This is a genomic window from Halomonas sp. PAMB 3264 (genome assembly GCF_031954245.1).
GTDB lineage: Bacteria > Pseudomonadota > Gammaproteobacteria > Pseudomonadales > Halomonadaceae > Vreelandella.
In genome coordinates this window covers 2,056,783-2,078,018 of sequence record NZ_CP134866.1, presented here as the reverse complement: position 1 = coordinate 2,078,018, position 21,236 = coordinate 2,056,783, and the positions used below count along the sequence as shown (strand labels likewise).

Below are 21,236 nucleotides of genomic sequence, written 5' to 3'. Positions count from 1 at the left end.
AGACGTCAAAGGAGTGATCATGCAGTTACTACGGGCAACGCTGCCCCTGACCGGCCTGCTGCTGGTGCCGCTTTACAGCTTTGGCTTCACCTACGAAACGCCCGCGGTGACGCCGGAGGTAGGATCGGGCTATGAGGAAAAGCCGGGCTGGGCCAATGAGAAATTCGCCGTGGCCGCCGCCAACCCGCTGGCGACCGACGCGGGGTATCAAATCCTCAAGGCCGGCGGTAACGCCCTGGACGCCGCCATCGCGGTGCAGATGGTGCTGACCCTGGTCGAGCCGCAGTCCAGCGGCATCGGCGGCGGCGCCTTTTTGATGTACTACGACGGCGAAAACGTCAGCGCCTTCGATGGCCGCGAAACCGCACCGCAGGCGGTGGATGAAAACCTCTTCATGCAAGACGGCGAGCCGATGGCGTTCATGGACGCGGTGGCAAGCGGGCGCTCGGTGGGCGTGCCCGGCACGCTCAAGATGCTGGAGACCGCCCACGCCGCCCACGGCCAGCTGGACTGGGCCTCGCTGTTCGTGCCGGCGATTACGCTGGCCGAAGAGGGCTTTGAAGTGAGCCAGCGTTTGCACACGAGCCTGGCCGACGACCCGGCGCTGCGCGATGACCCGCTGGCGGCGCGCTTTTACTATGACGAGGCGGGCGAGGCGCTCGCGGTCGGCGAGACGCTGACCAACCCGGCGCTTGCCGCGGTGCTGCGCCGTATTGCCGATGAAGGCAGCCGCGCGTTTTATGAAGGCGACGTCGCCGAGGATCTGGTTGCGCGCGTGCAAAACCACCCACAGCGCCCCGGCGCGATCACGCTCGATGATCTAGGCGGTTACGAAAGCGTCAATCGCGAGGCGATCTGTACGCCCTGGCAGCAGTGGCGTGTGTGCGGCTTTCCGCCGCCGTCCTCCGGGCACCTGACGGTGATGCAGATTCTCGGCATGCTCGAAAGCCAGCCCATGGTCGAAGCGCCGCTGGACAACGGTGCGGCCAGCAGCGGCTGGCTTCACCAGTTTCTCGAGGCGTCACGGCTCGCCTTTGCTGATCGCAACCGCTATATCGCCGACCCGGACTTCGTCGAGGCGCCGGGCGGCGACTGGACCACCATGCTGGCGCCGGCCTACCTGGAAAGCCGCAGCCAGTTGATCGAAGAGTCGAGCATGGGTGAGAGCGCCGAGCCCGGGAACCCCGGCGAGTTCGAGGTGAGCTACGCAAGCCAGCCGACCCAACCCGAGTACGGCACCAGCCACATCAGTATCGTCGATGAAGAGGGCAACGCCCTGGCCATGACCACCACCATCGAGCAGGCATTCGGGTCGCGCATCATGGCCGACGGCGGCACCGAGCTTGCCGGTGGTTATATGCTCAACAACGAATTGACCGATTTTTCGTTCACGCCCGAAGTCGACGGTGAGCCGGTGGCCAACCGGGTCGAGCCCGGCAAGCGCCCGCGCTCGAGCATGAGCCCGACGCTGGTGTTCGACCAGGAGAGCGGCGACTTCGTTGCAAGCCTGGGCTCCCCGGGCGGCGCCGCAATCATTTCCTACACCGCGCGAACGCTTCTGGCCATGCGCGACTGGGGCCTGAGTGCTCAGGAGGCGCTGAACCTGCCCCACGCGGTGACCCTTGGCGGCGATGTCTGGCTCGAGGAGGGGCGCTTTCCCGAGGCCACCATCGGCTCGCTCATGGAGCGTGGGCACAACGTCAGCGAGCGCGAGCTGACCAGCGGCCTTCAGGCGATTCGCCGCTTGGAAGACGGCACGCTCTTCGGCGGCGCCGACCCCCGCCGCGAAGGCGTGGTCATGGGCGAGTAGCCATGGGCGAATAGCCTTTTACAGCGGGCTACTCGCGTAGCCAGTTGCGCAGCTTCACCAGCATCAGACCGCCATCGCTCAAGCGTTGGCGGTCTTTTTTGAGCGCGTTGAGCCGCTCCGGGTAGTCGGTGATGATCGCGTCGACGCCCAGGTCGATCAGCGTCGACATCCGCGCGCGGTCGTTCACCGTCCAGGCGTGAATTTCGTAGCCGTAGCGCGCGGCGAGTTCGATCTCCTGGTGGGTGATGCGGTTGTGTCTCAGCCCCAAGGCGTCGAACTGACGCCGGTCAAGGGTGCCCGGCAGGATGAGCTGAGCCAGCAGCGTTACGCGTAGCGCAGGCGCCTGCTCCTTGATGAAGCGCGCAATCGCGGGGGTCATGGTCGCCACGCGCATCTCCAAAAGCGCGTTGGGAAAGCCGCACTCACTCATGGCATTCAGCGCGCTTGGCTGGCGCGCCCAGCAGCGATAGCGAATATCCGATTCCCTATCCAGCGCCGCCAGCACCGCCTCGGCGAGGCGCTGCTGGTTTTCCGGGGCGGCTTTCATGTCGATCATCAGCCCCGCCCGACCGCGCACCGTTTCCAGCGTCTCGTCGAGCCCGGCAATGGCTTCGCCTGCGAAGGCGTCGCCGAACCAGCTGCCCACATCGAAGCCGGAGAGCTCCTCGCGGGTCAGCTCAATGAAGTCGCGTGGGTCGCCGGTCAGGCGCGTAAGGCTTCGGTCGTGGTACAAAAGCACCGCATCGTCGGCGGTGAGGCGTACGTCGAGCTCCACGTAGTCGATGCGATCCTCGAGCGCCCGGCGCACCGCGGAAAGCGTATTCTCCGGCGCTACCATGGAGCTGCCACGATGGGCGATCACCTTGACGTTGTCGCCCAGCTCGAAGCTGTTGAGAATCCACCAGGCCTGCAGTCCGGCAAATGCCAGTACTGCAAGCTCCAGCGCCCAGGTGAAGCGGCTGGAACGCTCGCCGGGCGCAGGCGACGGTTCGCCTCTGCCAAGCTGCTGGTAAAGGCAGGCCGAGAGCAGCGCGTTCAGCGCAATGCCGAGAAACGTGATGGTCAGCGTGATCAGCACAAAGCTAGTGAGGTAGGCAAGCATCGCTGGAATCAGCACCGCGCTTCGCTCCGGTAGCCACCAGAGAAGCGGGGTGACGACCAGGTCAAAAAGCCAGGTGACGAGCACCGGTAGCGCCACGATCAGCACCAGCAGCGTGAGCACCACCACGCCGATCGAGCGGCGCCAGCCTCGGGTGAGCGGCACGCTCTGTTTGAGCGCCGATAAAGGCGAGCAGCGCGTCAGGGCGACCAAAGGGAGCGCCAGCATCCAGCGAAGATAAAGCCAGGCGGCGAGGCTCATCCAGCCAAGCACCAGCTGCAGCGCGCAGGCCAGAAAGTACCAAAGCACTGGCGGGCGAATGCGCTGAAGATAGTAAAGGTCGATGCCGCCGAGCAGCGCATCATAAAGCCAGGCGAGCGCGACCATGAACGGCGCCAGCAGCAGCAGGTGTGACCCCACCTGAACGACGACCAGCCCGGCAAGCGCAGGCAGGCGTCGGGTACTTTGCCACAGCGCCTCGAAGGCGAGTTGGTAGTGGTTGTTGCGCGGCCGGGTCGCCACGACCAGCATGCCGGCCTGTTGCCAATAGATCAGCAAAAACGCGAACCAGAGCCCCACCGACAGCGTCAAAAGCCCGAACGGGCTAAAAAGCAGCGCGGTCAGCGCCTCGGTGGTGATGACGGTGCGGTTGAGCTTGGCTAAAAGCTTTTGCGACAGCCAGCCGATGGCCGGCAGTAAAAGCGCCGAGGCCAGCAGCGTATAGAGCAGATGAAAAGCGATCAGCGGTCTCAAGTGATCCTTGAGCGTTCGGTAAAGGGCACGGCCCAGCGGTTTCAGCGGCTGCATGGCAAACACGTTCGAAGTGATGGAGCGCGCGGCGCCGGCGCCGCGCCCGATGGTCGATCAGTGCGCATTCTCTAGTCGAGAGCGAGCTCGGTGTCGGACACCAGGATGCCGTTGTTATCGGCGTAGAGCCACTGACCCGGTGTCAGCGTCACACCGCCGAAGGTGACGGGAATGTCGCGCTGTCCCTCGCCGTTTTTCTCGCTTTTGCGCGGGTGGCTTCCCAGCGCCATCACCCCAAGGGGAAGCGTCGCCAGAATATCCACGTCGCGCACGCAGCCAAACATGACCACCCCTGCCCAGCCGTTCTCCGCCGCCTTGAGTGCGAGCATGTCGCCAAGCATCGCGCAGCGATAGGAGCCGCCGGCATCGACCACCAGCACCGCGCCGTTGCCAGGCTCGGCTACCGCCTCCTTGACCCGCGAGTTGTCCTCGAAACACTTGATCGTGCGCACGGGGCCGAAAAAGGCGTCGAGACCGCCCAGGTTCACGAACAGCGGGTCGAGCACGGCCACGTCCGGGTGAGCGTCGCATAAATCCGGGGTCACAAGGCCTGAGGGAGAGGCGGGCAGGGTCGTCATGGGGCAGCACTCCTTGGCAAAAACGAAACGGGTGAAAGCGAGCGATAAAAAACGCCCCGCCCTCAAAAGAGGAGCGGGGCGTTCGGTCATCGGCTCAGAGAGGAAAACGGATAACCCCTCTGCGATGGTGCGAGCATCGGCGATGGGTCGGTTACCACAAAGCGGTTAGGCTTCCTGAGCAACCGGAATCACGTTCGAGGCAATCTTCTGATACTCCTCGATTTCGTGGAAATTCATGTAACGATAGATCTCGCCGGCCATGGCGTCAAATTCACCCATGTAACGCTGGTACTCTTCAACGCTTGGCAGGCGGCCTTCGACGGCGGCAACCGCCGCCAGTTCCGCCGAGGCAAGGTACACGTTGGCACCATCGCCCAAACGGTTCGGGAAGTTACGTGTAGACGTAGACACCACGGTGCTTTTCGCTTCGACGCGGGCCTGGTTACCCATACACAGTGAACATCCCGGCATTTCCATCCGCGCCCCGGCGCGGCCGTAGATACCGTAGTACCCTTCTTCGGTCAGCTGATGCTGATCCATCTTGGTCGGCGGTGCCAGCCACAAACGTGTCTTGAGGCTGCCCGCCGGCTGTTTCTCGAGCAGTTTACCCGCCGCGCGGAAGTGCCCGATATTGGTCATGCACGAGCCGATGAAGACTTCGTCGATCTTCTCGCCGGCAACGTCGGACAGAAGCCGCGCATCGTCCGGGTCGTTCGGCGCACACAGCACCGGCTCCTTGATTTCGTCGAGATCGATTTCGATGATCTCGGCGTACTCGGCGTCCTTGTCCGCGCGCATCAGGCTCGGATTGGCAAGCCAAGCTTCCATCCCTTCGATGCGCCGGCTAATGGTACGCTCATCACCGTAGCCGTTGGCGATCATCCACTTCAAAAGCGTGATGTTCGACTTCAGGTATTCGGTCACGCTCTCGTCAGACAGCGTAATGGTGCAGCCCGCCGCACTACGCTCGGCGGAGGCATCGGAAAGCTCGAAGGCCTGCTCGACGGTCAAATCCTCGAGACCTTCGATTTCGAGAATACGGCCGGAGAAGGCGTTCTTCTTGCCGGACTTTGCAACGGTCAGAAGCCCCTGCTTGATGCCGTAAAGCGGAATCGCGTGGACCAGATCGCGAAGCGTAACGCCAGGCTGGCGCTTGCCCTTGAAGCGCACCAGTACCGACTCCGGCATGTCCAGCGGCATGACGCCGGTGGCGGCGGCAAAGGCGACCAGACCAGAACCCGCGGGGAAGGAGATGCCCATCGGGAAGCGGGTGTGCGAGTCACCGCCGGTGCCGACGGTGTCCGGCAGCAGCATACGGTTGAGCCAGCTGTGGATGATGCCATCACCCGGGCGAAGCGAGACGCCGCCGCGGTTCATGATGAAGTCGGGCAGGGTGTGGTGGGTATCCACGTCCACGGGCTTGGGGTAGGCCGCGGTGTGGCAAAACGACTGCATCACCAGATCCGCCTGGAAGCCCAGGCACGCCAGATCCTTGAGCTCGTCGCGGGTCATCGGGCCGGTGGTGTCTTGCGAGCCAACGGTGGTCATCTTCGGCTCGCAGTACATGCCCGGGCGCACGCCGGGAAGATCGCAGGCCTTGCCGACCATCTTCTGGGCCAGGGTAAAGCCCTTGCCGGTATCCTTGGGCTGCTCGGAGAGGCGGAATACGTCCGAGGCGGGAAGGCCGAGGGACTCGCGCGCCTTGCCGGTCAGGCCACGGCCGATGATCAGCGGAATACGGCCACCGGCGCGTACTTCATCCAGAATCAGCTGGGTCTTGAGTTCGAACGTGGTGAGGACCTCATCGGTGCCGTGCTTGCACACCTTGCCCTCGTAAGGGTAGATATCGATGATATCGCCCATCTCGAGCTTCTCGACATCCATTTCGACGGGAAGCGCCCCGGAGTCTTCCATGGTGTTGAAGAAGATCGGCGCGATCTTGCCGCCAAAGCAGAAGCCGCCGGCGCGCTTGTTGGGCACGTACGGCATGTCGTCACCGAAGAACCACAGCACCGAGTTGGTCGCGGACTTGCGTGAGGAGCCGGTTCCTACGACGTCGCCAACGTAGGCGACCGGGTAGCCTTTTTCCTTGATCTCGTTGATCTGATCGAGCGGGCCGCGCGAGCCGGGCACTTCGGGCTTGATGCCTTCGCGCTCGTTTTTGAGCATGGCGTTGGCGTGCAGCGGAATATCCGGGCGCGACCAGGCGTCAGGCGCCGGGGACAGATCATCTGTGTTGGTTTCGCCGGGCACCTTGAACACGGTCAGGGTGATCTTTTCCTCGAGCGCAGGCTTGGAGAGGAACCACTCCGCCTCGGCCCAGGAGGCGATGACGTCTTTCGCCACGGCGTTGCCGTTTTTGGCGCGCTCTTCCACGTCGTGGAAGGCATCGAACATCAAAATAGTGTGCTTGAGCTGCTCGCCGGCTTCCCTGGAAAGCTCCTCGTTATCGAGAAGCTCGACCAGGGAGACGATGTTGTAGCCGCCCTGCATGGTGCCCAGAAGCTTGACTGCGTGCGTCTTGTCGACCAGCGGTGAATCGGTTTCACCCTTGGCAACGGCGGTTAGAAAGCCCGCCTTGACGTAGGCGGCTTCGTCGACGCCCGGCGGAATACGGTTGGTGAGCAGATCTAAAACGAACTCCTCTTCGCCGGCCGGCGGGTTTTTCAAAAGCTCGATCAAGGCCGCGGTCTGTTCGGCGTTCAGGGGCTTGGGTGGTACGCCCTCGGCGGCGCGTTCCTCGACATGTTGGCGATAAGCTTCAAGCACGTTGGGGCCCTCTCGTTTTCTTGATGGTACCCGGCCAGCCCGCACGGTTTCGGGCATGCCTGGGCACGTGATAGTCGCTTGAAAGGCAGCGTCTGGTGGATGGCGGCGATTCTACGTGAAACTGTCGACAATGTTAAGCGAGCAGCCCCACTGACCTTTTGTGCGGTCTCCCCAGCGTGACAAACGCCCGTTTAAACAGGCTTTTCTTGATCAGTCGAGATGTCAATGTTCGCCGCGCACACGCGTATCACGTTAAAAGCCGTTTGCAATCACACCGCTATAGACCATTTAATAATGAGAGCGTTAAAGGCGCGGGCGGCTGTCAACGGTCAAGACTCCGCCAAAGCGCTACGCCGGGCGCAAACCGTGGCCAAAGTTGAGTTAAATACGTGCTATGGTTTTGCCGTCAACGTTTGAAAAATGACGATGACCCGAAGACACGGACGCCGCGCCAGGGCGTTGTACCGTATTTCATTAGCAAAGGCGCTTGGTAACCGTATATGTCGATAGAGTTAGCCGAATTGAAGTCGCAGGATCACGCGCTTGGCGCCGAAGACCTGCTGCCGGAAAGCCTCAGCGCTTTTCTGGCATGTAAAACGCCGGATGCGTGGCTTGGCTGGGCGCTGGCCAACCCGCAAACGCTGCTGATCGATCACGCTCAGTGCGAAAAGAAAGCTGCCTCCACGGCGATGCATCTTCTATATCGCCATGTCGACCAGCCACTGCTGCTTTCCAAAATGTCGCAGCTCGCCCGCGAGGAGCTTCTGCATTTCGAGCAGGTGGTCGGGCTGATGGAACGTCGCGGCGTTACCTATACCCACCTGAGCGCGTCGCGCTACGCCGAAGGGCTCAGACAGCACCTGCGCGCCAACGAGCCGGAGCGGCTGATCGATATCCTGATCATTGGTGCCTTGATCGAGGCGCGCAGCTGCGAGCGCTTCGCGCGGCTGATTCCCTACCTCGATGAAGAGCTCGCCCGGTTCTATCGCACGCTGGTCAAGTCGGAAGGGCGCCACTTCGAGGATTACCTGCTGCTGGCGCGGCAGCAAACGGCAGAGCCGATCGATGATCGCATCGCTTTTTTCGTGGCGCGTGAAGCCGAGCTGATCACCTCAACCGATACAGCATTTCGTTTTCATAGCGGTGTGCCGGCTTAAGTCGAGCCCCGTCCAGACAGGATGAGTCTCATGCGCGATGCCAAGCAGATCGACAAGCTGACCCTTTTTGGCCATTTCTCCCTGTCGCTGGGAGAGGACGTACTGACCCATTTCAGCTACGACAAAGTCAAGGCGCTGCTGATTTATTTGTGTTTGCATCGCCAGCCCGTCAACCGCGCTGCGCTCGCCGAGCTGCTTTGGCCGGATCAGGGGCTCTCCTCCGGGCGCACCAACCTGCGCCACGCCCTTCACTGTCTGCGCCAGTCGCTTGGCGACAACGCCGACACGGTGCTCAACGTGTCGCGTCAGACCATCGCCTTCAACCTGCCGGCGCACTGGCAGGTCGATCTGCACGAGCTGCAAACGCTGCTCGAAGGCCCGGCGGATCTCGATAGGCTCGAGGCGGTGATGGCCTGTTACCAGGGCGATCTGGTCGAAGAGCTGTCGCTTGCCAACTGCAGCGAGTTTCAGCGCTGGCTGGTACAGACGCGCAACGAGTGGCGCCAGCGGGTGATCCGCTTCGCCGAACAGGTACTCGAGACGCAAAGCGACGTGCCGGACGCGGTGATCGAGGAGCTGGTCAGCAGCTTCTCGGGTTACGGTCCGTTTCACGAACGGCTGGTACGCCAGCTCGCCGAAAACAATCACATGGCCGCGGCCCACGAGCAGTATCAAAGTTATCTGCAGCTGTTGGCGCTCTCGGGACAGCAGCCCGAACCTGGCTTTCTACAGCTGGCAAGCTACTGGTCCGACGGCCAGGTCGAGACGCAGATCGTCAGCCCCCAGGGCGCCTACTCGAGGGCGCTGGCCGCCGACAGCAAGCCGCTGCGCGAGGACGAGATCGAGCTACGTCAGCTCTCGGTCATGGCCATTCGCCTGACGCTCAAGGGCGACTGGCAGGAGCGCGGCGCCATGCGCCACTGCCTGACGCTCCAGCTCGAGCTTTTGCGCTGGCTGGAGCAGCAGTGCCATCACCTGGGCGGCTTTTGGCTTCCCGGGGCGACCGGCGGGGTAGGGCTTGCCTGCTTCGGCACCCACGGCCCGGCCCACCAGCTCGCCGAGCTGGTAGCGCTTTACGAGCACTGCCGCCAGGCGCTGCCCCAGGAGATCACGCGGCGCTGGAGTATCGAGCAGCAGGCGCCGAGTTTCGAGCTCGCCGCCGGGCTCAACAGCGGCCGGGTCGTCTATCTGCCCGAGCGCCAGCTTGCCGACCCCCTGGGCCAGGTGACCCAGCTTTCGCTGTCGCTGATGAGCGCCGCCGAAGGCAGTGAGCTGGTGATTTCGCAAGAGGCGAGCCAGCACATGCCGCCGGCGCTCGACTTGCAGCCCAGGCTTTCGTCGCGGCTGGTGGCCAGTGATGGCCGCGTGCGCCTGCGCGCTTTGGTGTTGGGGCAAAACGAAGGCGGGCGTGATGCCACGCCGCCGAGTCTCATCGGCCGCGAAACCGCGTTGAGAGCGCTGCGCGACGGCCAGGCGCGGGCGAGCATCGGGCTGCGCCAGAGCATTCTGGTGCGCGGCGGCACGGGCATGGGCAAGTCCGCGCTGATGGTCGGTTTTCGCCAATTGGAGCTCAGTCGCGACGCGGCGGTGTGCTGGCTGCCCACCACGCGCCTTTCGGTACTGGAGCCCTACGGCGTCGCCCGCCAGCTGCTTGCCTGGCACTGCCAAAAAGCGTGTGATCTGGAAACGCTCCACGCGCTGCAGCAAACGCTCGAGATCACGCCCCTCGACGAGGCGCGCCAGGAGCTTTTGGAGCAGGCTCTGGGCGCGCGGGAAGTCGAGGATAGTGCCCAGCTCACCCAAAACGGCGACGCCGTGGAGCTGGTCGCAAGGCTTCTACATCGGCTGATCGAGCGCGAGGCGCAAAGCCGCACGCTGCTTCTGATGATCGACGATTTGCAGTGGCTCGACGAACCCTCTTTCAAGGTGCTGACCGGGCTGCAGGCCAGGCTTCCCATCAACACCGCCTTCATGCTGGTGGCCAGCCACCACGGCCGCGAGCCGCTGCCAGTCAAGCTGCACTGGGACCAGCAGATATCGCTTGGCAAACTCGACGCTGGCCAGTCCGGGCGGCTTTTGACCCAGCTTGCCAAACGCTATCAGATCCACCTGAGTCCAAGGCTCAAGAATCAGATCGTCGAGCGCTGCGATGGCGTACCGCTCTATCTACAGGAGATCTGCCGGCGGCTGGACATGGATCGTCGAGAAGGTCGCAGCGTGCAGTTCAACGAGCTGCCCAAGGGCCTTTTGGGCCTTCTGACCAGCCGGGTCGACCAGCTCGAGCGCGACCGCGACATTGCTCACGTGGCGGCGGTGCTCGGCCGGCGTTTTCGCTTCGACATGCTGCTCGCCGCCAGTCAGACCGACAAGAGCCGGCTATTGAAGGCGCTGGAGCATATGCGCCAGCTCGAAATCATCGATGCCTTCGAGCAGCCCGGCATTGAGAGCGAGTATCAGTTCAGCCATCAGCTGCTGCACGAAGCGGCGTACCTCTCCTGCCCGAAGGACGTGCGCAGCGCGCTTCATCAGCAGGTCGTCACGCTGATCGAAGAGCGCTTTCCGATGTGGATCAGCCGTCACCCCGGCGACTTTGCCAATCACCTGCGCCGCAGTGGCCACCAAACCCGCGCCGCGCGCTACTTCGAACTCGCTGCCCGTGAGGCGCTCAAGGTCAGCGCCAACCGCACCGCGCTCAAGATGGCAGATTTCGGTCTGGGCTGTCTGGGAGAGGCGGCGGATCACCTAGAGCGCGAAGTGAGTCTTCTCACCGTCAAGGGCCAGGCTGCTTTCGCCCTTGAAGGCCACGGCTCGCCGACCGCTCACGAGTGTTTCGTCAGCGCCCGGGAGCTTTTGCGCGACGCGGGAGGCGACCCGCTCGAGGACCCGGAGGATCTCGAGCAGATCTTTCTGGTCAAGTGGGGGCTTTGGTTGAGCCGCAGCCAGCGCTATGCCCACGCCGACGCCTTTGCGCTTGCCGCGACGCTTTCCAATATCGCCAAGCGGCTGGAGGATCCGCGCTATGGCCGGCTCGCCGACTACGCCGGCGCCCAGTGCGAGTACTGGGCTGGACGTATCGCTCAGGCGTTCGACCACTTCAACGAGCTCGACCCGCTCAATGCGCCGATGATGATCGAGTGGCTGCCGTTCTCGGAGCACCCCCAGGTGAGCGCGGCCTGCTTTCAGGGCTGGACGCTGTGCCTTCGCGGCGATTACCAGCGTGCCGAGCGCCATATCGCCGCGGCGATTCGTCTGGCCGAGAAAATTGGCCACCCCGGTACGCTTGCCATCGCCCTGATGTTCGCCACCGCGCTCTATCGTCAGCTCGGTCACGTTCACTTGGCGGCGCGCCACGCCGAGCGCGCCGCGGCGATGACCGCGACACCGGATCTACAGCTATGGCAAATCTCCGCTCAGGGCGTGCTTGGCTGGCAGCAGGCGCTCAGCGGTGACCCGGCGGGGCTATCAAGGCTCAAGGAGAGTCTCGATCAGATGGCGGAGCTCAATGGGCGTGACCGCTTTCAGCGTCCGGTGCTTTGGTACGCCGACGCCTGTATCGAGCTTGGGGAGCTCTCTACCGCTGAGGAGTATCTGGATCAGTGCCTGACCATCGCCCGTGAACGCAGCAGCCTGTTTTTACCGGAGATCGCCACCCAGCTTGCCAAAGTGCGTCATCTGCAGGGTTACTCGAAAAGCGAGGTGACCGCGCTGACCGAACTTGCCATCGACCACGCTCGCGAGCAGGGCAATCGCCACCACGAGCTCGCCGCGCTCGAGTTCTGGCTGACCCATATTGCCCCGGAGGATCGAAAGACGCGTGAGCTCTTCCGTGAAAAGCTTTCAAGCGTCAGCCACAGCGATGCGCCGGTGCTGGTGCGCTGGATCAACCTGTTGGAACGGCGCCTGCCGCAGCCCGCCGGGATGGAGGGCTAAAACGCCGGTTCCAGGTGAGTCGGTCGAGGCGAGTCAGGTACTCGCCTCGAGCCAGGCGAGCGTGGCTAGCGCCTGGTCGCGGCGCTCCCCGCACACGTCGTGATCGAACACGAACCGCGCGCAAACCGCTGGCCGGCGCGGATCGCCAAATAGCCGGCACAGGTTGTCGTCATCGAGCTGGACGCAGCGAACGCCGGCAGGCTTGCCGCCGGGCATGCCCGGAATGGCGGAGCTGATCGATGGCGCAATACAGCACGCCCCGCAGCCGGCGCGACAGCCGCCGTTGGGGGCGGCGGGCTTCTCTCTGGCAATCAGCGCCGCCATGCTCACACCCCCTCGCTCTCGCCGGTGGCGCCCTTGTTGAAGCCCTCGAACGCGTGTACCCGCGTCGGCGTGCCCGTCTCGCTTGCGATCTCTCTGGCGAGCCAGCGGGCGATGTTCTCGACGGTGGTTGGGTAGGGCAACACCGCGCAGCGCTCCACCGGCAGGGTCAGCGCGAACGCGCCTTCGCCGGCCATGTAGCGACACGTCAGCCGTGTTTCGCCTTGCGTATCGATATCGGCGCGCTCGAGCAGGTAGCGCTGGTCGAGCCAGCTTGCCCAGCGACGCTCGATCGCCGGCTGGCGCTCGCCGTGCTGATAAATCTCGAGGCGCGAGCGGTGACCGTGGGCGATACGCTGGCAGTTGCCGTCGTGACGCTTCAGCCCGTGGCTGTAGCCATAGGCCGCGCCGTCGATGACCTCGTCAAAAAACGTAAGCGTCACCCGTTCGACGTTCTCCGGGCAGGTCCGGGTCAGCGTTTGGCTGATCGAGTCGGCGAGTGCGGCGCGCTCGATGGTGGCTGCCTCGATCAACGTAAAGGCCTGGAGTGGGCCGCGCACCTCAAATGCGTAGGGCGCGGTGGCACGCACGCAAAGACCTTCGTCGCAGGCTTCGACACTCACGCCCGGCGCCTGCACCGGTACCAGTAGCGTGTGGTCGACCCCGGCGTCGAGCGTCTTCTTGATGAAGGGTTTGACGCGACCGAAATCGAACAGCATACCGTCCTCGCCAAGCTCGCCTTCCAGGCTGGCATCCACCTGCCAGCTCACGCCGGTCAGGCCGTTTTGCGGGCACCAGACCGAGACATCGATATGACTGAGTTCTTTAACGAAAAGGGCCATTAGGCGAATCCTGCGATCTTGTGCGTCTGAAGCGACAGCCGCCAGCGTGGATGGGCCATGCAGTAGGCGGTGGTGGCACGGACACGGGCCTGGTTGTCCGCGGGCGTGCCCTGGTCCATCGGCTGAAGGAAGAAGTGGGTAAAGTCGAGCGCCTCGAAGCGTTTTGGGGTGGCCTCAGGCTGCGGGTAGACGAGCTTCAACTCGTCGCCGGCCAGTACCTTGAGCGTCGTGGCTCCCTTGGGGCTGACGCAGAGCCAGTCGATGCCCGGGGGCACGCGGACAGTCCCGTTGGTTTCCACTCCGATCTCGAAGCCTTTCGCCTTGATGGCCTCGATCAGTGCGGTGTCGAGCTGCAAAAGCGGCTCGCCGCCGGTAAACACCACGTAGGGCACGGCGCCGCTGGCGGCCTCGGGCCATAGCGCCTTGAGATGCTCGGCCAGTGCTGCGGCATCATGAAAACGCCCGCCGCCTTCGCCGTCCACGCCGATGAAGTCGGTATCACAGAAGGTGCACGCGGCGGTCTCGCGGTCCACCTCGCGACCGGACCACAGATTGCAGCCAGTAAAACGACAAAATACGCTGGCCCGCCCCGCCTGGGCACCTTCGCCCTGCAGGGTGTAGAACGCTTCCTTAACGTGATACATCGCTCGCCTCCGAATCATTGGTCGAGGCGTACTCGAGCGGGTCGGTCACCCCGTTTTCGGCAAAGGCGGCCAGGCGCTCGCGGCAGCTGCCGCAGCGCCCGCAGGCGAGTTCGCGGCCATCGTAGCAGGTCCAGGTGTCGCGGTAGTCGAGCCCCATGGCCAGGCCCTCGCGCAGAATCTCGGCCTTGGTGGCGGCAAGATAGGGCGCGTGCACCTCGATGGGTTCGAAGTTGGCGATCGCGGCGGCGTGGCGCATCGCCTCGACAAACGCCGGGCGACAGTCCGGGTAGAGCACGTGATCGCCGCCGTGGGCGCCGTAGTCGACACGCCCGGCGCCGATGTTTACCGCCTTGGCGATGGCCAGCGACAATAGGATCATGTTGCGATTGGGCACCACCGTCGCCTGCAGATTCTCTTCGGCGTAGTCGGCATCGGGCATGGCTGCGGCGTCGTTGGTCAGCGCGGAGTTGTCGATCAGCCCGTGAATGGCGCGAATGTCCACCACCTGATGAGGAATCTCGAGCGTTTCACACACCTTTTTGGCGGTGTCGAGCTCGCGGCGGTGGCGCTGGCCGTAGTCGAAGGAGAGCGCGTGTACGCCAAGACCTTCTTTCAAGGCGCGATGAAGAACGGTAAAGGAGTCCATGCCGCCGGAGTAGATCACCACGGTGGCGGGGGAGTGTGTACAGGAAGGGGATGACATGCTAATACTCGCTGGCCGGAGAATTTATTGAGCCTTGACGGCAAGAGTCCGGGGTCCGGTCCGGAACGCAGCGCAGTTTACGCACTCATGGCGCGCTTGGCTAGCGCCCACGCCCGGGCTACCCTACGCCAGAGCGTTGGCACGTTCGCACCTTGAGCGCGGCGCCCCGCACGTTCATTCAGCTTTTCGAGACGCACTCATGGCGACCATAGAACATAGCGAAATCGTCCACGCTCCGCCCGAACAGGTATTCGAACTGCTCCGGCGCGTCGAGGATTTCGCCGACTACTCCGATATGATCCACTCGATCGACACGCTCGGGGACAACCGCTACCGCTGGCACGTTCGCGCCGTCGGCATGGACTGGGCCTTCGATGTCGAGGTCACCGAGATAGACGCCCCCCACACGCTTGCCTGGGAGTCGCTTGATGGGGTGAAAAACCAGGGGCGCTACCGGCTAGAGCCGGTCGGGGAGGGCACGCGCGTCTCGCTCACCCTGACCTATGACATTCGCAACCGTTTGATGGAAAAAGCCGTCAACAAGGCCGCCAAACCCATGGTCGGCAAGGTGAGCCGGCAGATCCTTGACCGGGTCGAAGCAAGGCTCAATGGCTAGACACGGGTATTTCTGCTGGCGCTGGGTGGCGCTGTTCGCCCTGCTGGCAATGCTTGGTTACGTCTGGCTCTGGTACTCGCCGAATTTGTCGGCTCTCAAGCGTTGGGCCGCCGACACGTCCCATCACCCGGCCATCATCGCAAGCGTCATGCTGATCATGGCGGCCACACTTGCCATCGGGCTTCCCGGCAGTATCGGGCTTTGGCTGATCGCGCCGTTCTATCCGCCGCTGGCCGCGACCCTGATGCTCACCCTGAGCAGCGTCGCCGGCGCCTGGGTCGCTTACCTTCTGGCTGCGCGGTTTCGCGCGCGGATAACCCCCAGCGGGCTTACTGCGCGCGTGATGCAAACGCTCGAGCGGCGAAGCGATATGCTGACGCAGTGCGCGCTCAGGATTTTACCGGGTTTTCCCCATTCGGTGATCAACTACGCCGCCGGGCTTGGCGGGCTCGCACTCAAACCCTATCTCGCCGCGGCGGCGCTGGGACTTTCGATCAAGTGGGGGGTGTACAGTAGCGCGATTTATAAGACGCTCGAAGCGATCGAGCAGGAGAACGCGCTGCAGTTCGACATGCTGTTGCCGCTTCTGGCGCTGACGCTGTTGTTACTGGCCGGGGCGTGGTATCGGCGCCGCGTGGACGCGGCGCGCGAAAGGCACTAAAAAAAGGGGGGAATGTCAGTGCGGCTGGTGCATGGCGGCGTCAAGATGGCCCACGACCTCGGCCCAGTCCGCATCGTCGGCAATCGCTTCGCGCAAAAACGCCGCCTGAGCGTCGTTCCAGCAGCTTGCTTCGGCAATCGGCGTGGACGCCGGAAGCGGCCCCTGTTTCTCGATGAACGCTTCGATGGAGGCCCTGTCCGAGGCAAGCCCCAGCTGCTCGAAGAGATCGCTGAATTCGTGTACGGGTTGATCCATCATTTTCTTCCTTTCCTTGGGTTGTCATCGACAAGGCTGAGCCTTGCCTTAAAAAAATAGTCCGAATATCGCACGGCGCCAGCTTAGCCCTGGCGCTCGCCTACCAGCGGCGTCAAAAAGCGCTGGCGGCGGTCCGCTTCACCGATCGGTTGCGCCAACAGATGAACGAGTTTGGTGAGGGCGGCCTCTGGCGTCATGTCCGCCCCTGATAGCACGCCGGCATCGAAAAGCCCCGCGCCCGCGGCGTAGGTGCTGAAACGAACGCTCCCCTGAGGGCAGGTGCTCACCGCGGCGAGCAGTTTGCCCTCGCCGCAGGCCCTAGCCAGCACGGCGAGAAGCGCCGGATCGCCGGGCAGATTGCCCGCTCCCCAAAGCTGGAGCAGCGCGCCTTTCACGCGCGCATCTCCCAAAAGCGCTTCCAGCTGCCAGGCGCTGATGCCGGGCCAGAGCGCAATGCGGGCCACTTCGCCCTGGGCAAGCGGCGCGTAGCTTGCAAGCTCGAAACGGGGCGCGCCGCGCTGGCTAGCGCCAAGCCCTCGGCTTGGGTACTCGATGACATCCTCGCCTACGCGCTCGCCTAAAAGCGGGTAGTTGGGACTTTCAAACGCGTGGGGGGCTTCGCTGTGCTGTTTGACGCTTCGTGCGCCGCGCAGAAGCTTTCCAGCGAAGTAGACCCCCACCTCCTTGAGCGTGGGGCTTGCGGCGTAGCGCAGCGCGCCATGGATGTTAGCGAGGGCGTCGCTGTTGGGTGCTTCCAGCGGCTGCATGGCGCCAGTCACGATCACCGGCCGGTCGAGTCCCTGGAGCTGGTAGGCAAGGCTCGAGGCGGTGAAGCTCAGCGTATCGGTGCCGTGAAGAACCACGAACCCCCGATAGTCGACAAAGCGCTCGGCGATCAGCGCGCCGATGCGCTGCCAGGTGAGCGGGGTGGCCGCGCTGGAGTCGATCAGCGGCTCGAGACTTTCGACGTCGAACGCCGGAAGCCTGCTCTGCTCATCGATCGAGAGTGTTTCCAGCGCGCGTGCAAGGCGCGTATCGAAGCCGCTACCGGGCGCCAGGCCAGAGGCACTGGCGTGCATGCCGATCGTACCGCCGGTGTAGATTACGAGCACGCGCTCGCCGCGGCGGGCGTCGTCGAGAAGCCTGGGAGCCTTGTTCATGCAATGTCCTGTCGAGTAACGTGAAGCCTGCCGCTGGCGTCGTCGAGCTGGCGGTTGCGACCGGCCAGATGGGCGAAAACGACGCAGACCCCGATCAGCGCCAACAAGAGCCAGGCAATGTGCTCGATACGCGCGCCGACTTCCAGCAAAAGACCCACCCCAAACGGGCCGGCCGCGGCGATGGTATAGCCTCCGCCCTGAACGAGCCCGGAGAGTTTTCCGGCAAGCCCCGCGTTAGCGGTGCGCAGCACCAAAAGCCCGAGTGCCAGGCTGAAACAGCCGCCCTGGCCCACGCCGAGTGACAGTGCGCCCAGCCAGCGCCAGCCAAGCGGGGCGATCATCAAAAGGAACAGCCCCAGCGCGGTCGCGGCGAGCATGGCAAAAAGCGCCGGGCGCTGGTCACGGCCCAGGCGCGCAAGCCAGGGGGCGCCGAGCGCCGAGCCGAGCTGACACACGATCGAGACCGCCATGAGAAATCCCGCCTCGCTCTCCCCGTAGCCTCGGTAGATCAAAAGCGACGGCAGCCAGCCAAAGACGATATAGGCCATGGAGGATTGAAGCCCCATGTAGAGCATGATCTGCCAAGTCAGGGGCTGGCGCAAAAGCGCCGACAGCGACGCGCTGGCGGTGGCTGTTTGAACGCTCGCGGTCGGTTTGGGCGCAAACGAGACCCACAGCACCAGCGAGGCAAGCGCGAGCAGCCCCCAGCTTGCCAGGCTCAAGGGCCAGCCGCCCAGCGCGTTCGCCAAAGGAACGGAGAGCCCGGCCCCCAGCGCGCCGCCAAGGCAGAGCGCCATGGTGTAAAGCCCGGTCAAAAGGTCCGCGCTTTGGGGCAGCTCACGTTTGACGAGCCCCGGCAGCAATGTGCCCGCAATGCCGATGGAAGCGCCCGCCAGGGCGGTAGCGACGAACAGCGCCCCATCTAGCGGCACGGGGCGCAAAAGCAGTGCCGCGGTCAAAAGCGCAAGAGCCGCGCTGAGCGCCCGCTCGGCGCCCAGTCGGCGCGAGAGCAGCGGGGCTAGAGGTGCAGCGAGGCCTAGTGAGAGTACCGGCAGGGTGGTCAAAAGGCCCGCCGCCGCCGGGCTAAGCCCGGCGTTTTCCTGCAAGCGGTTGAGAAGCGGCGCCACCGATGAAAGCGCCGGGCGCAGGTTCAGCCCCACCACGAACATCAGGGCGATAAACGATAGCGCTCGCTTCGAAGCCATGACTACTTAAGGTGGGGTCGCAGGTCGCCCCGAGCGACATCCATCAGGGTGATGAAGTGATAATCTTCGGGCGTTTCCAGGCAGTCCACGCGAACGTCGGTGCGCATGCCCTTGTTGATATCGAGCTTTTCGAAAATCTCGAGCGTGACCTTGCGCGCGGGCTTGTCGCCAGGCGAAAGAATTCCGTCGTCGAGGGTGAAGGTTTCCAAAAGCGTGGCGCGCACGCGCGTGGTGTTGCCTTCACTGAGTACGCGGCGAATGAACAGCCATCCTTCGCACACCAGCGCCGAGGTTTCATCGCTTTCACGCAGAAACAGCGTGCGGTAGCAGGCGCCTTCGGTGGCCGCCTTGTCCGCCATGCTGCGGTAGGCCTGGATCACCTGGTTGGGCGTTACCCTGGCATCTTCAAGACGCTGACTGATGCCCTGATGCTCGCGGCTCAGCTGCTCCTGGCGTTGAAAGACCAGCCACTGCCGATAATCGTTGATACGTTGAGACGCCATAATCACTCCCTGAACAGGTTCTGCTGGACGCGAAAGTCACGCGCCGAAAGCGCACGACTTTCGCATATTCACCGACGCCGCGCTAGCGACGGGCGCGCCGGCGCGGCGCCTTGTCCGATTTTTCGCCCTGGCGCTGGTTCTGGCCCTGGCCCGAGCGTTGGCCCTGGCCGCGCCCGCCGCCGGGTTGACGCTGACCGCGGCGACCGTTTTCGATCGGCTGGGGCTTGGCGTTGGGGTCGGGCTCGAAGCCAGGCTCAATCTTTTTCGGCAGTGTTTGTTTGATCAATTTCTCGATGCCGGCCAGCAGCGCGTGCTCGTCAACGCAAACGAGCGACACCGCCTCGCCGTTGCTGCCGGCGCGTCCGGTGCGCCCGATACGGTGGACGTAATCCTCGGCGACGTTGGGCAAATCGAAATTGACCACGAAGGGCAGCTCGTCGATGTCGAGCCCGCGTGCGGCGATATCCGTGGCAACCAGTACCTGCAAATCGCCGCTTTTGAACGCGCCCAGCGCCCGGGTGCGTGCGCCCTGGCTCTTGTTGCCATGGATCGCCATGGCCGGAATCTCCTGCTTGGAGAGCTGCTCGGCCAGGCGGTTGGCGCCGTGTTTGGTACGGGTGAACACCAGCACCTGGAACCAGCCGTGCTGGCTAATCAGGTGCGCCAGAAGCTCGCGCTTTTTCTCCCGATCGACGCGGTACACGCTCTGCTCGATCTTCTCGGCCGTGGTGTTGCGCGGGGCGACTTCGACCAGCGCCGGGTTATCCAGAAGCTGGGTGGCCAGCGTCTGGATCTCGTTGGAGAAGGTGGCGGAGAAGAGCAGGTTTTGCCGCTTGTTCGGCAACAGCTTCAAAATGCGCTTGATGTCGTGGATAAAGCCCATGTCGAGCATGCGGTCGGCTTCGTCGAGCACCAGGATTTCGACTTTTGAGAGGTCGACGTGGCCCTGCTGCTGCAGATCCATCAGCCGCCCGGGCGTGGCGATCAGCACGTCGAGGCCGTTCTTGAGCGCCTGGACCTGCGGGTTCTGGCCCACGCCGCCGAAAATGATGTGCGACGTGAGCGACAGGTACTTGCCGTAATCGGTCACGCTTTCACCGACCTGAGCGGCCAGCTCACGCGTCGGCGTCAGCACCAGCGCGCGCACCTGGCGCTTGCCCGGGCGCTTGCCGTTGTTCAAAAGCTGTAACAGCGGCAGCGTGAACCCGGCGGTCTTACCCGTGCCGGTCTGGGCGCTGGCCAGCAAATCGCGCCCGGCCAGCACCAGCGGGATGGCTTTTTGCTGGATGGGCGTTGGCTGGGTATAGCCCTGGGTGCTAATGGCGCGTAGTAAGTCGTCCTGCAGACCAAGTTCGGTAAAGCTCATGCGTTCTCCGCCATCGCACAGCGAAGGCGCTCGTGCGCGCTTGCTGGGCCAGGTTCGTAATGAATAAAAACGCGCGGGGTCGCCCCGCGCGGCAGCGAAGTTTGCCAGATAGCGCGCCTGGCTGCGAGGGGCATTTGAGATCGACGCTTTTTAAGCGCCGCATAAAGACCTCGCGCCCGGCACAAAATGCCGAGCGCGAGAAGGGCGTTGCGAGCGGGGGATTAGAAGTAACCGCCGGTGCGAATTTCCCTGGCGATATCGCGGGCAACCTGATCCAGGCTCTGACCAAGCGCGCGCACCAGTGCCGGGTAGCCATCCTCTCGAAGCTCGGTTTCGGCGTTGAAGCTTTCCAGCGCCAAAAGCTCGTTGCCGGCGCCGCGAAGCTGCCACTGGCCGCTGGCAACGGCGTTGCCATCATAGCGCCCCTGAAACTGATCCACTTCGAGCGAAAGCGTCAGCGCATCGTTTTGACGGCCCTGGGCACCCACCACCTGCACCAGTGGAAGCTCCTGGGAGAGGCGCGCGCGAAGCCCGCGCTCGAGCTGGCGGCCAAGCTCTTCCGCCCACTGGTGTTCGCGCGCTGCGTTGAGGGTGATGTCGTCGAGCTGCATGACGATGCCGTCGACGTCCAGGTAGTGCGAAAGCCTGGGCGCGCGTACCTGCAGCGTGCGCTCCGTTGGGGTAGCAGGCGTGGCGATAGGCGTGGCGGGCAGCATATAGCGCGCCGGCGGCGTCACGCTCGAGGCGCAGCCGCCGAGAAACAGGCCAAGCCCCATGATGGCGGCGAATGTCAGCGTTGGGTTGCGCATG

18 protein-coding genes are annotated in these 21,236 nt (G+C 63.8%); 5 read left to right on the top strand and 13 right to left on the bottom strand.

Annotated features, from left to right (window positions below; all coding sequences use genetic code 11):
- The first annotated feature begins 19 nt into the window (after positions 1–19).
- Entirely contained in the window at positions 20–1,810 is a 1,791-nt protein-coding gene (gene ggt / locus RN347_RS09330; protein ID WP_263587061.1) for a gamma-glutamyltransferase, read from the top strand.
- A 28-nt stretch (positions 1,811–1,838) separates the two neighbouring features.
- Here the strand turns inward: ggt and RN347_RS09325 are convergent, their stop codons facing one another.
- The 3 genes from RN347_RS09325 to acnB all read right to left on the bottom strand — a co-directional run bounded on the left by RN347_RS09325 (position 1,839) and on the right by acnB (position 7,063).
- Positions 1,839–3,716: a glycerophosphodiester phosphodiesterase family protein gene (locus RN347_RS09325; protein WP_311957991.1), complete on the bottom strand. Its 1,878-nt coding sequence runs from the start codon at positions 3,714–3,716 to the stop codon at positions 1,839–1,841.
- Positions 3,717–3,787: 71 nt separating this feature from the next.
- Entirely contained in the window at positions 3,788–4,294 is a 507-nt protein-coding gene (rraA, locus tag RN347_RS09320) for a ribonuclease E activity regulator RraA (protein ID WP_311957990.1), read from the bottom strand.
- Between the two features lie 165 nt (positions 4,295–4,459).
- The gene (acnB, locus tag RN347_RS09315) at positions 4,460–7,063 is read right to left on the bottom strand and encodes a bifunctional aconitate hydratase 2/2-methylisocitrate dehydratase (protein WP_311957989.1); all 2,604 of its coding nucleotides are present in this window, start codon (positions 7,061–7,063) and stop codon (positions 4,460–4,462) included.
- A 500-nt stretch (positions 7,064–7,563) separates the two neighbouring features.
- Between acnB and RN347_RS09310 the strand changes: the two genes are divergently transcribed.
- Positions 7,564–8,220 carry a tRNA-(ms[2]io[6]A)-hydroxylase gene (locus RN347_RS09310; protein WP_263587065.1) on the top strand — a complete coding sequence of 219 codons (657 nt, stop codon included), beginning with the start codon at positions 7,564–7,566 and terminating at the stop codon, positions 8,218–8,220.
- 30 nt (positions 8,221–8,250) lie between these two features.
- Positions 8,251–12,150: an AAA family ATPase gene (locus RN347_RS09305; RefSeq protein WP_311957988.1), complete on the top strand. Its 3,900-nt coding sequence runs from the start codon at positions 8,251–8,253 to the stop codon at positions 12,148–12,150.
- Positions 12,151–12,183: 33 nt separating this feature from the next.
- On the opposite strand, the gene RN347_RS09300 is transcribed toward RN347_RS09305, so the two are convergent.
- From RN347_RS09300 to queC, 4 genes are read right to left on the bottom strand one after another with little or no spacing between them, the layout of a single operon-like run.
- On the bottom strand, positions 12,184–12,474 hold the full coding sequence (locus RN347_RS09300) for a YkgJ family cysteine cluster protein (protein ID WP_263587067.1): 291 nt from the start codon (positions 12,472–12,474) through the stop codon (positions 12,184–12,186).
- A 2-nt stretch (positions 12,475–12,476) separates the two neighbouring features.
- Positions 12,477–13,313 (bottom strand): 6-carboxytetrahydropterin synthase, encoded by an 837-nt coding sequence (locus RN347_RS09295; RefSeq protein ID WP_311957987.1) that lies wholly within the window; start codon positions 13,311–13,313, stop codon positions 12,477–12,479.
- Positions 13,313–13,957, bottom strand: a complete 645-nt coding sequence (queE, locus tag RN347_RS09290) for a 7-carboxy-7-deazaguanine synthase (RefSeq protein WP_311957986.1) — start codon at positions 13,955–13,957, stop codon at positions 13,313–13,315. The genes RN347_RS09295 and queE overlap by 1 nt, the downstream gene beginning before the upstream one ends.
- The gene (gene queC / locus RN347_RS09285) at positions 13,944–14,660 is read right to left on the bottom strand and encodes a 7-cyano-7-deazaguanine synthase QueC (protein WP_311957985.1); all 717 of its coding nucleotides are present in this window, start codon (positions 14,658–14,660) and stop codon (positions 13,944–13,946) included. The genes queE and queC overlap by 14 nt, the downstream gene beginning before the upstream one ends.
- Positions 14,661–14,859: 199 nt before the next feature.
- On the opposite strand from queC, the gene RN347_RS09280 reads away from it, so the two are divergent.
- Both RN347_RS09280 and RN347_RS09275 read left to right on the top strand, forming a co-directional pair.
- Complete coding sequence (locus tag RN347_RS09280; protein ID WP_311957984.1) at positions 14,860–15,276, top strand: SRPBCC family protein; 417 nt, start codon at positions 14,860–14,862, stop codon at positions 15,274–15,276.
- A complete protein-coding gene (locus RN347_RS09275; RefSeq protein ID WP_263587072.1) occupies positions 15,269–15,937 on the top strand; it encodes a TVP38/TMEM64 family protein in 669 nt (222 codons plus the stop codon). The genes RN347_RS09280 and RN347_RS09275 overlap by 8 nt, the downstream gene beginning before the upstream one ends.
- Positions 15,938–15,952: 15 nt before the next feature.
- Here RN347_RS09275 and RN347_RS09270 read toward each other — a convergent pair whose 3' ends face one another.
- The 6 genes from RN347_RS09270 to RN347_RS09245 form a co-directional block, all read right to left on the bottom strand.
- Entirely contained in the window at positions 15,953–16,192 is a 240-nt protein-coding gene (locus tag RN347_RS09270; protein ID WP_311960842.1) for a DUF2789 domain-containing protein, read from the bottom strand.
- Positions 16,193–16,275: 83 nt separating this feature from the next.
- Positions 16,276–17,352: an asparaginase gene (locus RN347_RS09265; protein WP_263587074.1), complete on the bottom strand. Its 1,077-nt coding sequence runs from the start codon at positions 17,350–17,352 to the stop codon at positions 16,276–16,278.
- Positions 17,349–18,557 (bottom strand): MFS transporter, encoded by a 1,209-nt coding sequence (locus RN347_RS09260; RefSeq protein ID WP_263587075.1) that lies wholly within the window; start codon positions 18,555–18,557, stop codon positions 17,349–17,351. The genes RN347_RS09265 and RN347_RS09260 overlap by 4 nt, the downstream gene beginning before the upstream one ends.
- Before the next feature lie 2 nt (positions 18,558–18,559).
- Positions 18,560–19,063, bottom strand: a complete 504-nt coding sequence (locus RN347_RS09255; RefSeq protein WP_311960841.1) for a hypothetical protein — start codon at positions 19,061–19,063, stop codon at positions 18,560–18,562.
- A gap of 79 nt (positions 19,064–19,142) precedes the next feature.
- Entirely contained in the window at positions 19,143–20,426 is a 1,284-nt protein-coding gene (locus tag RN347_RS09250; protein WP_263587076.1) for a DEAD/DEAH box helicase, read from the bottom strand.
- A gap of 221 nt (positions 20,427–20,647) precedes the next feature.
- Positions 20,648–21,235 carry a membrane integrity-associated transporter subunit PqiC gene (locus RN347_RS09245; protein ID WP_263587077.1) on the bottom strand — a complete coding sequence of 196 codons (588 nt, stop codon included), beginning with the start codon at positions 21,233–21,235 and terminating at the stop codon, positions 20,648–20,650.
- Position 21,236: the final 1 nt, after the last annotated feature.

Coding starts and splice junctions, on each gene's coding strand:
- RN347_RS09265 (WP_263587074.1), bottom strand. CDS start 17,352: ATGAACAAGGCTCCCAGGCTTCTCGACGACGCCCGCCGCGGCGAGCGC.
- ggt (WP_263587061.1), top strand. CDS start 20: ATGCAGTTACTACGGGCAACGCTGCCCCTGACCGGCCTGCTGCTGGTG.
- RN347_RS09325 (WP_311957991.1), bottom strand. CDS start 3,716: ATGCAGCCGCTGAAACCGCTGGGCCGTGCCCTTTACCGAACGCTCAAG.
- queE (WP_311957986.1), bottom strand. CDS start 13,957: ATGTATCACGTTAAGGAAGCGTTCTACACCCTGCAGGGCGAAGGTGCC.
- RN347_RS09270 (WP_311960842.1), bottom strand. CDS start 16,192: ATGGATCAACCCGTACACGAATTCAGCGATCTCTTCGAGCAGCTGGGG.
- RN347_RS09300 (WP_263587067.1), bottom strand. CDS start 12,474: ATGGCGGCGCTGATTGCCAGAGAGAAGCCCGCCGCCCCCAACGGCGGC.
- RN347_RS09310 (WP_263587065.1), top strand. CDS start 7,564: ATGTCGATAGAGTTAGCCGAATTGAAGTCGCAGGATCACGCGCTTGGC.
- RN347_RS09275 (WP_263587072.1), top strand. CDS start 15,269: ATGGCTAGACACGGGTATTTCTGCTGGCGCTGGGTGGCGCTGTTCGCC.
- RN347_RS09280 (WP_311957984.1), top strand. CDS start 14,860: ATGGCGACCATAGAACATAGCGAAATCGTCCACGCTCCGCCCGAACAG.
- RN347_RS09305 (WP_311957988.1), top strand. CDS start 8,251: ATGCGCGATGCCAAGCAGATCGACAAGCTGACCCTTTTTGGCCATTTC.
- RN347_RS09250 (WP_263587076.1), bottom strand. CDS start 20,426: ATGAGCTTTACCGAACTTGGTCTGCAGGACGACTTACTACGCGCCATT.
- rraA (WP_311957990.1), bottom strand. CDS start 4,294: ATGACGACCCTGCCCGCCTCTCCCTCAGGCCTTGTGACCCCGGATTTA.
- RN347_RS09245 (WP_263587077.1), bottom strand. CDS start 21,235: ATGCGCAACCCAACGCTGACATTCGCCGCCATCATGGGGCTTGGCCTG.
- queC (WP_311957985.1), bottom strand. CDS start 14,660: ATGTCATCCCCTTCCTGTACACACTCCCCCGCCACCGTGGTGATCTAC.
- RN347_RS09295 (WP_311957987.1), bottom strand. CDS start 13,313: ATGGCCCTTTTCGTTAAAGAACTCAGTCATATCGATGTCTCGGTCTGG.
- RN347_RS09260 (WP_263587075.1), bottom strand. CDS start 18,557: ATGGCTTCGAAGCGAGCGCTATCGTTTATCGCCCTGATGTTCGTGGTG.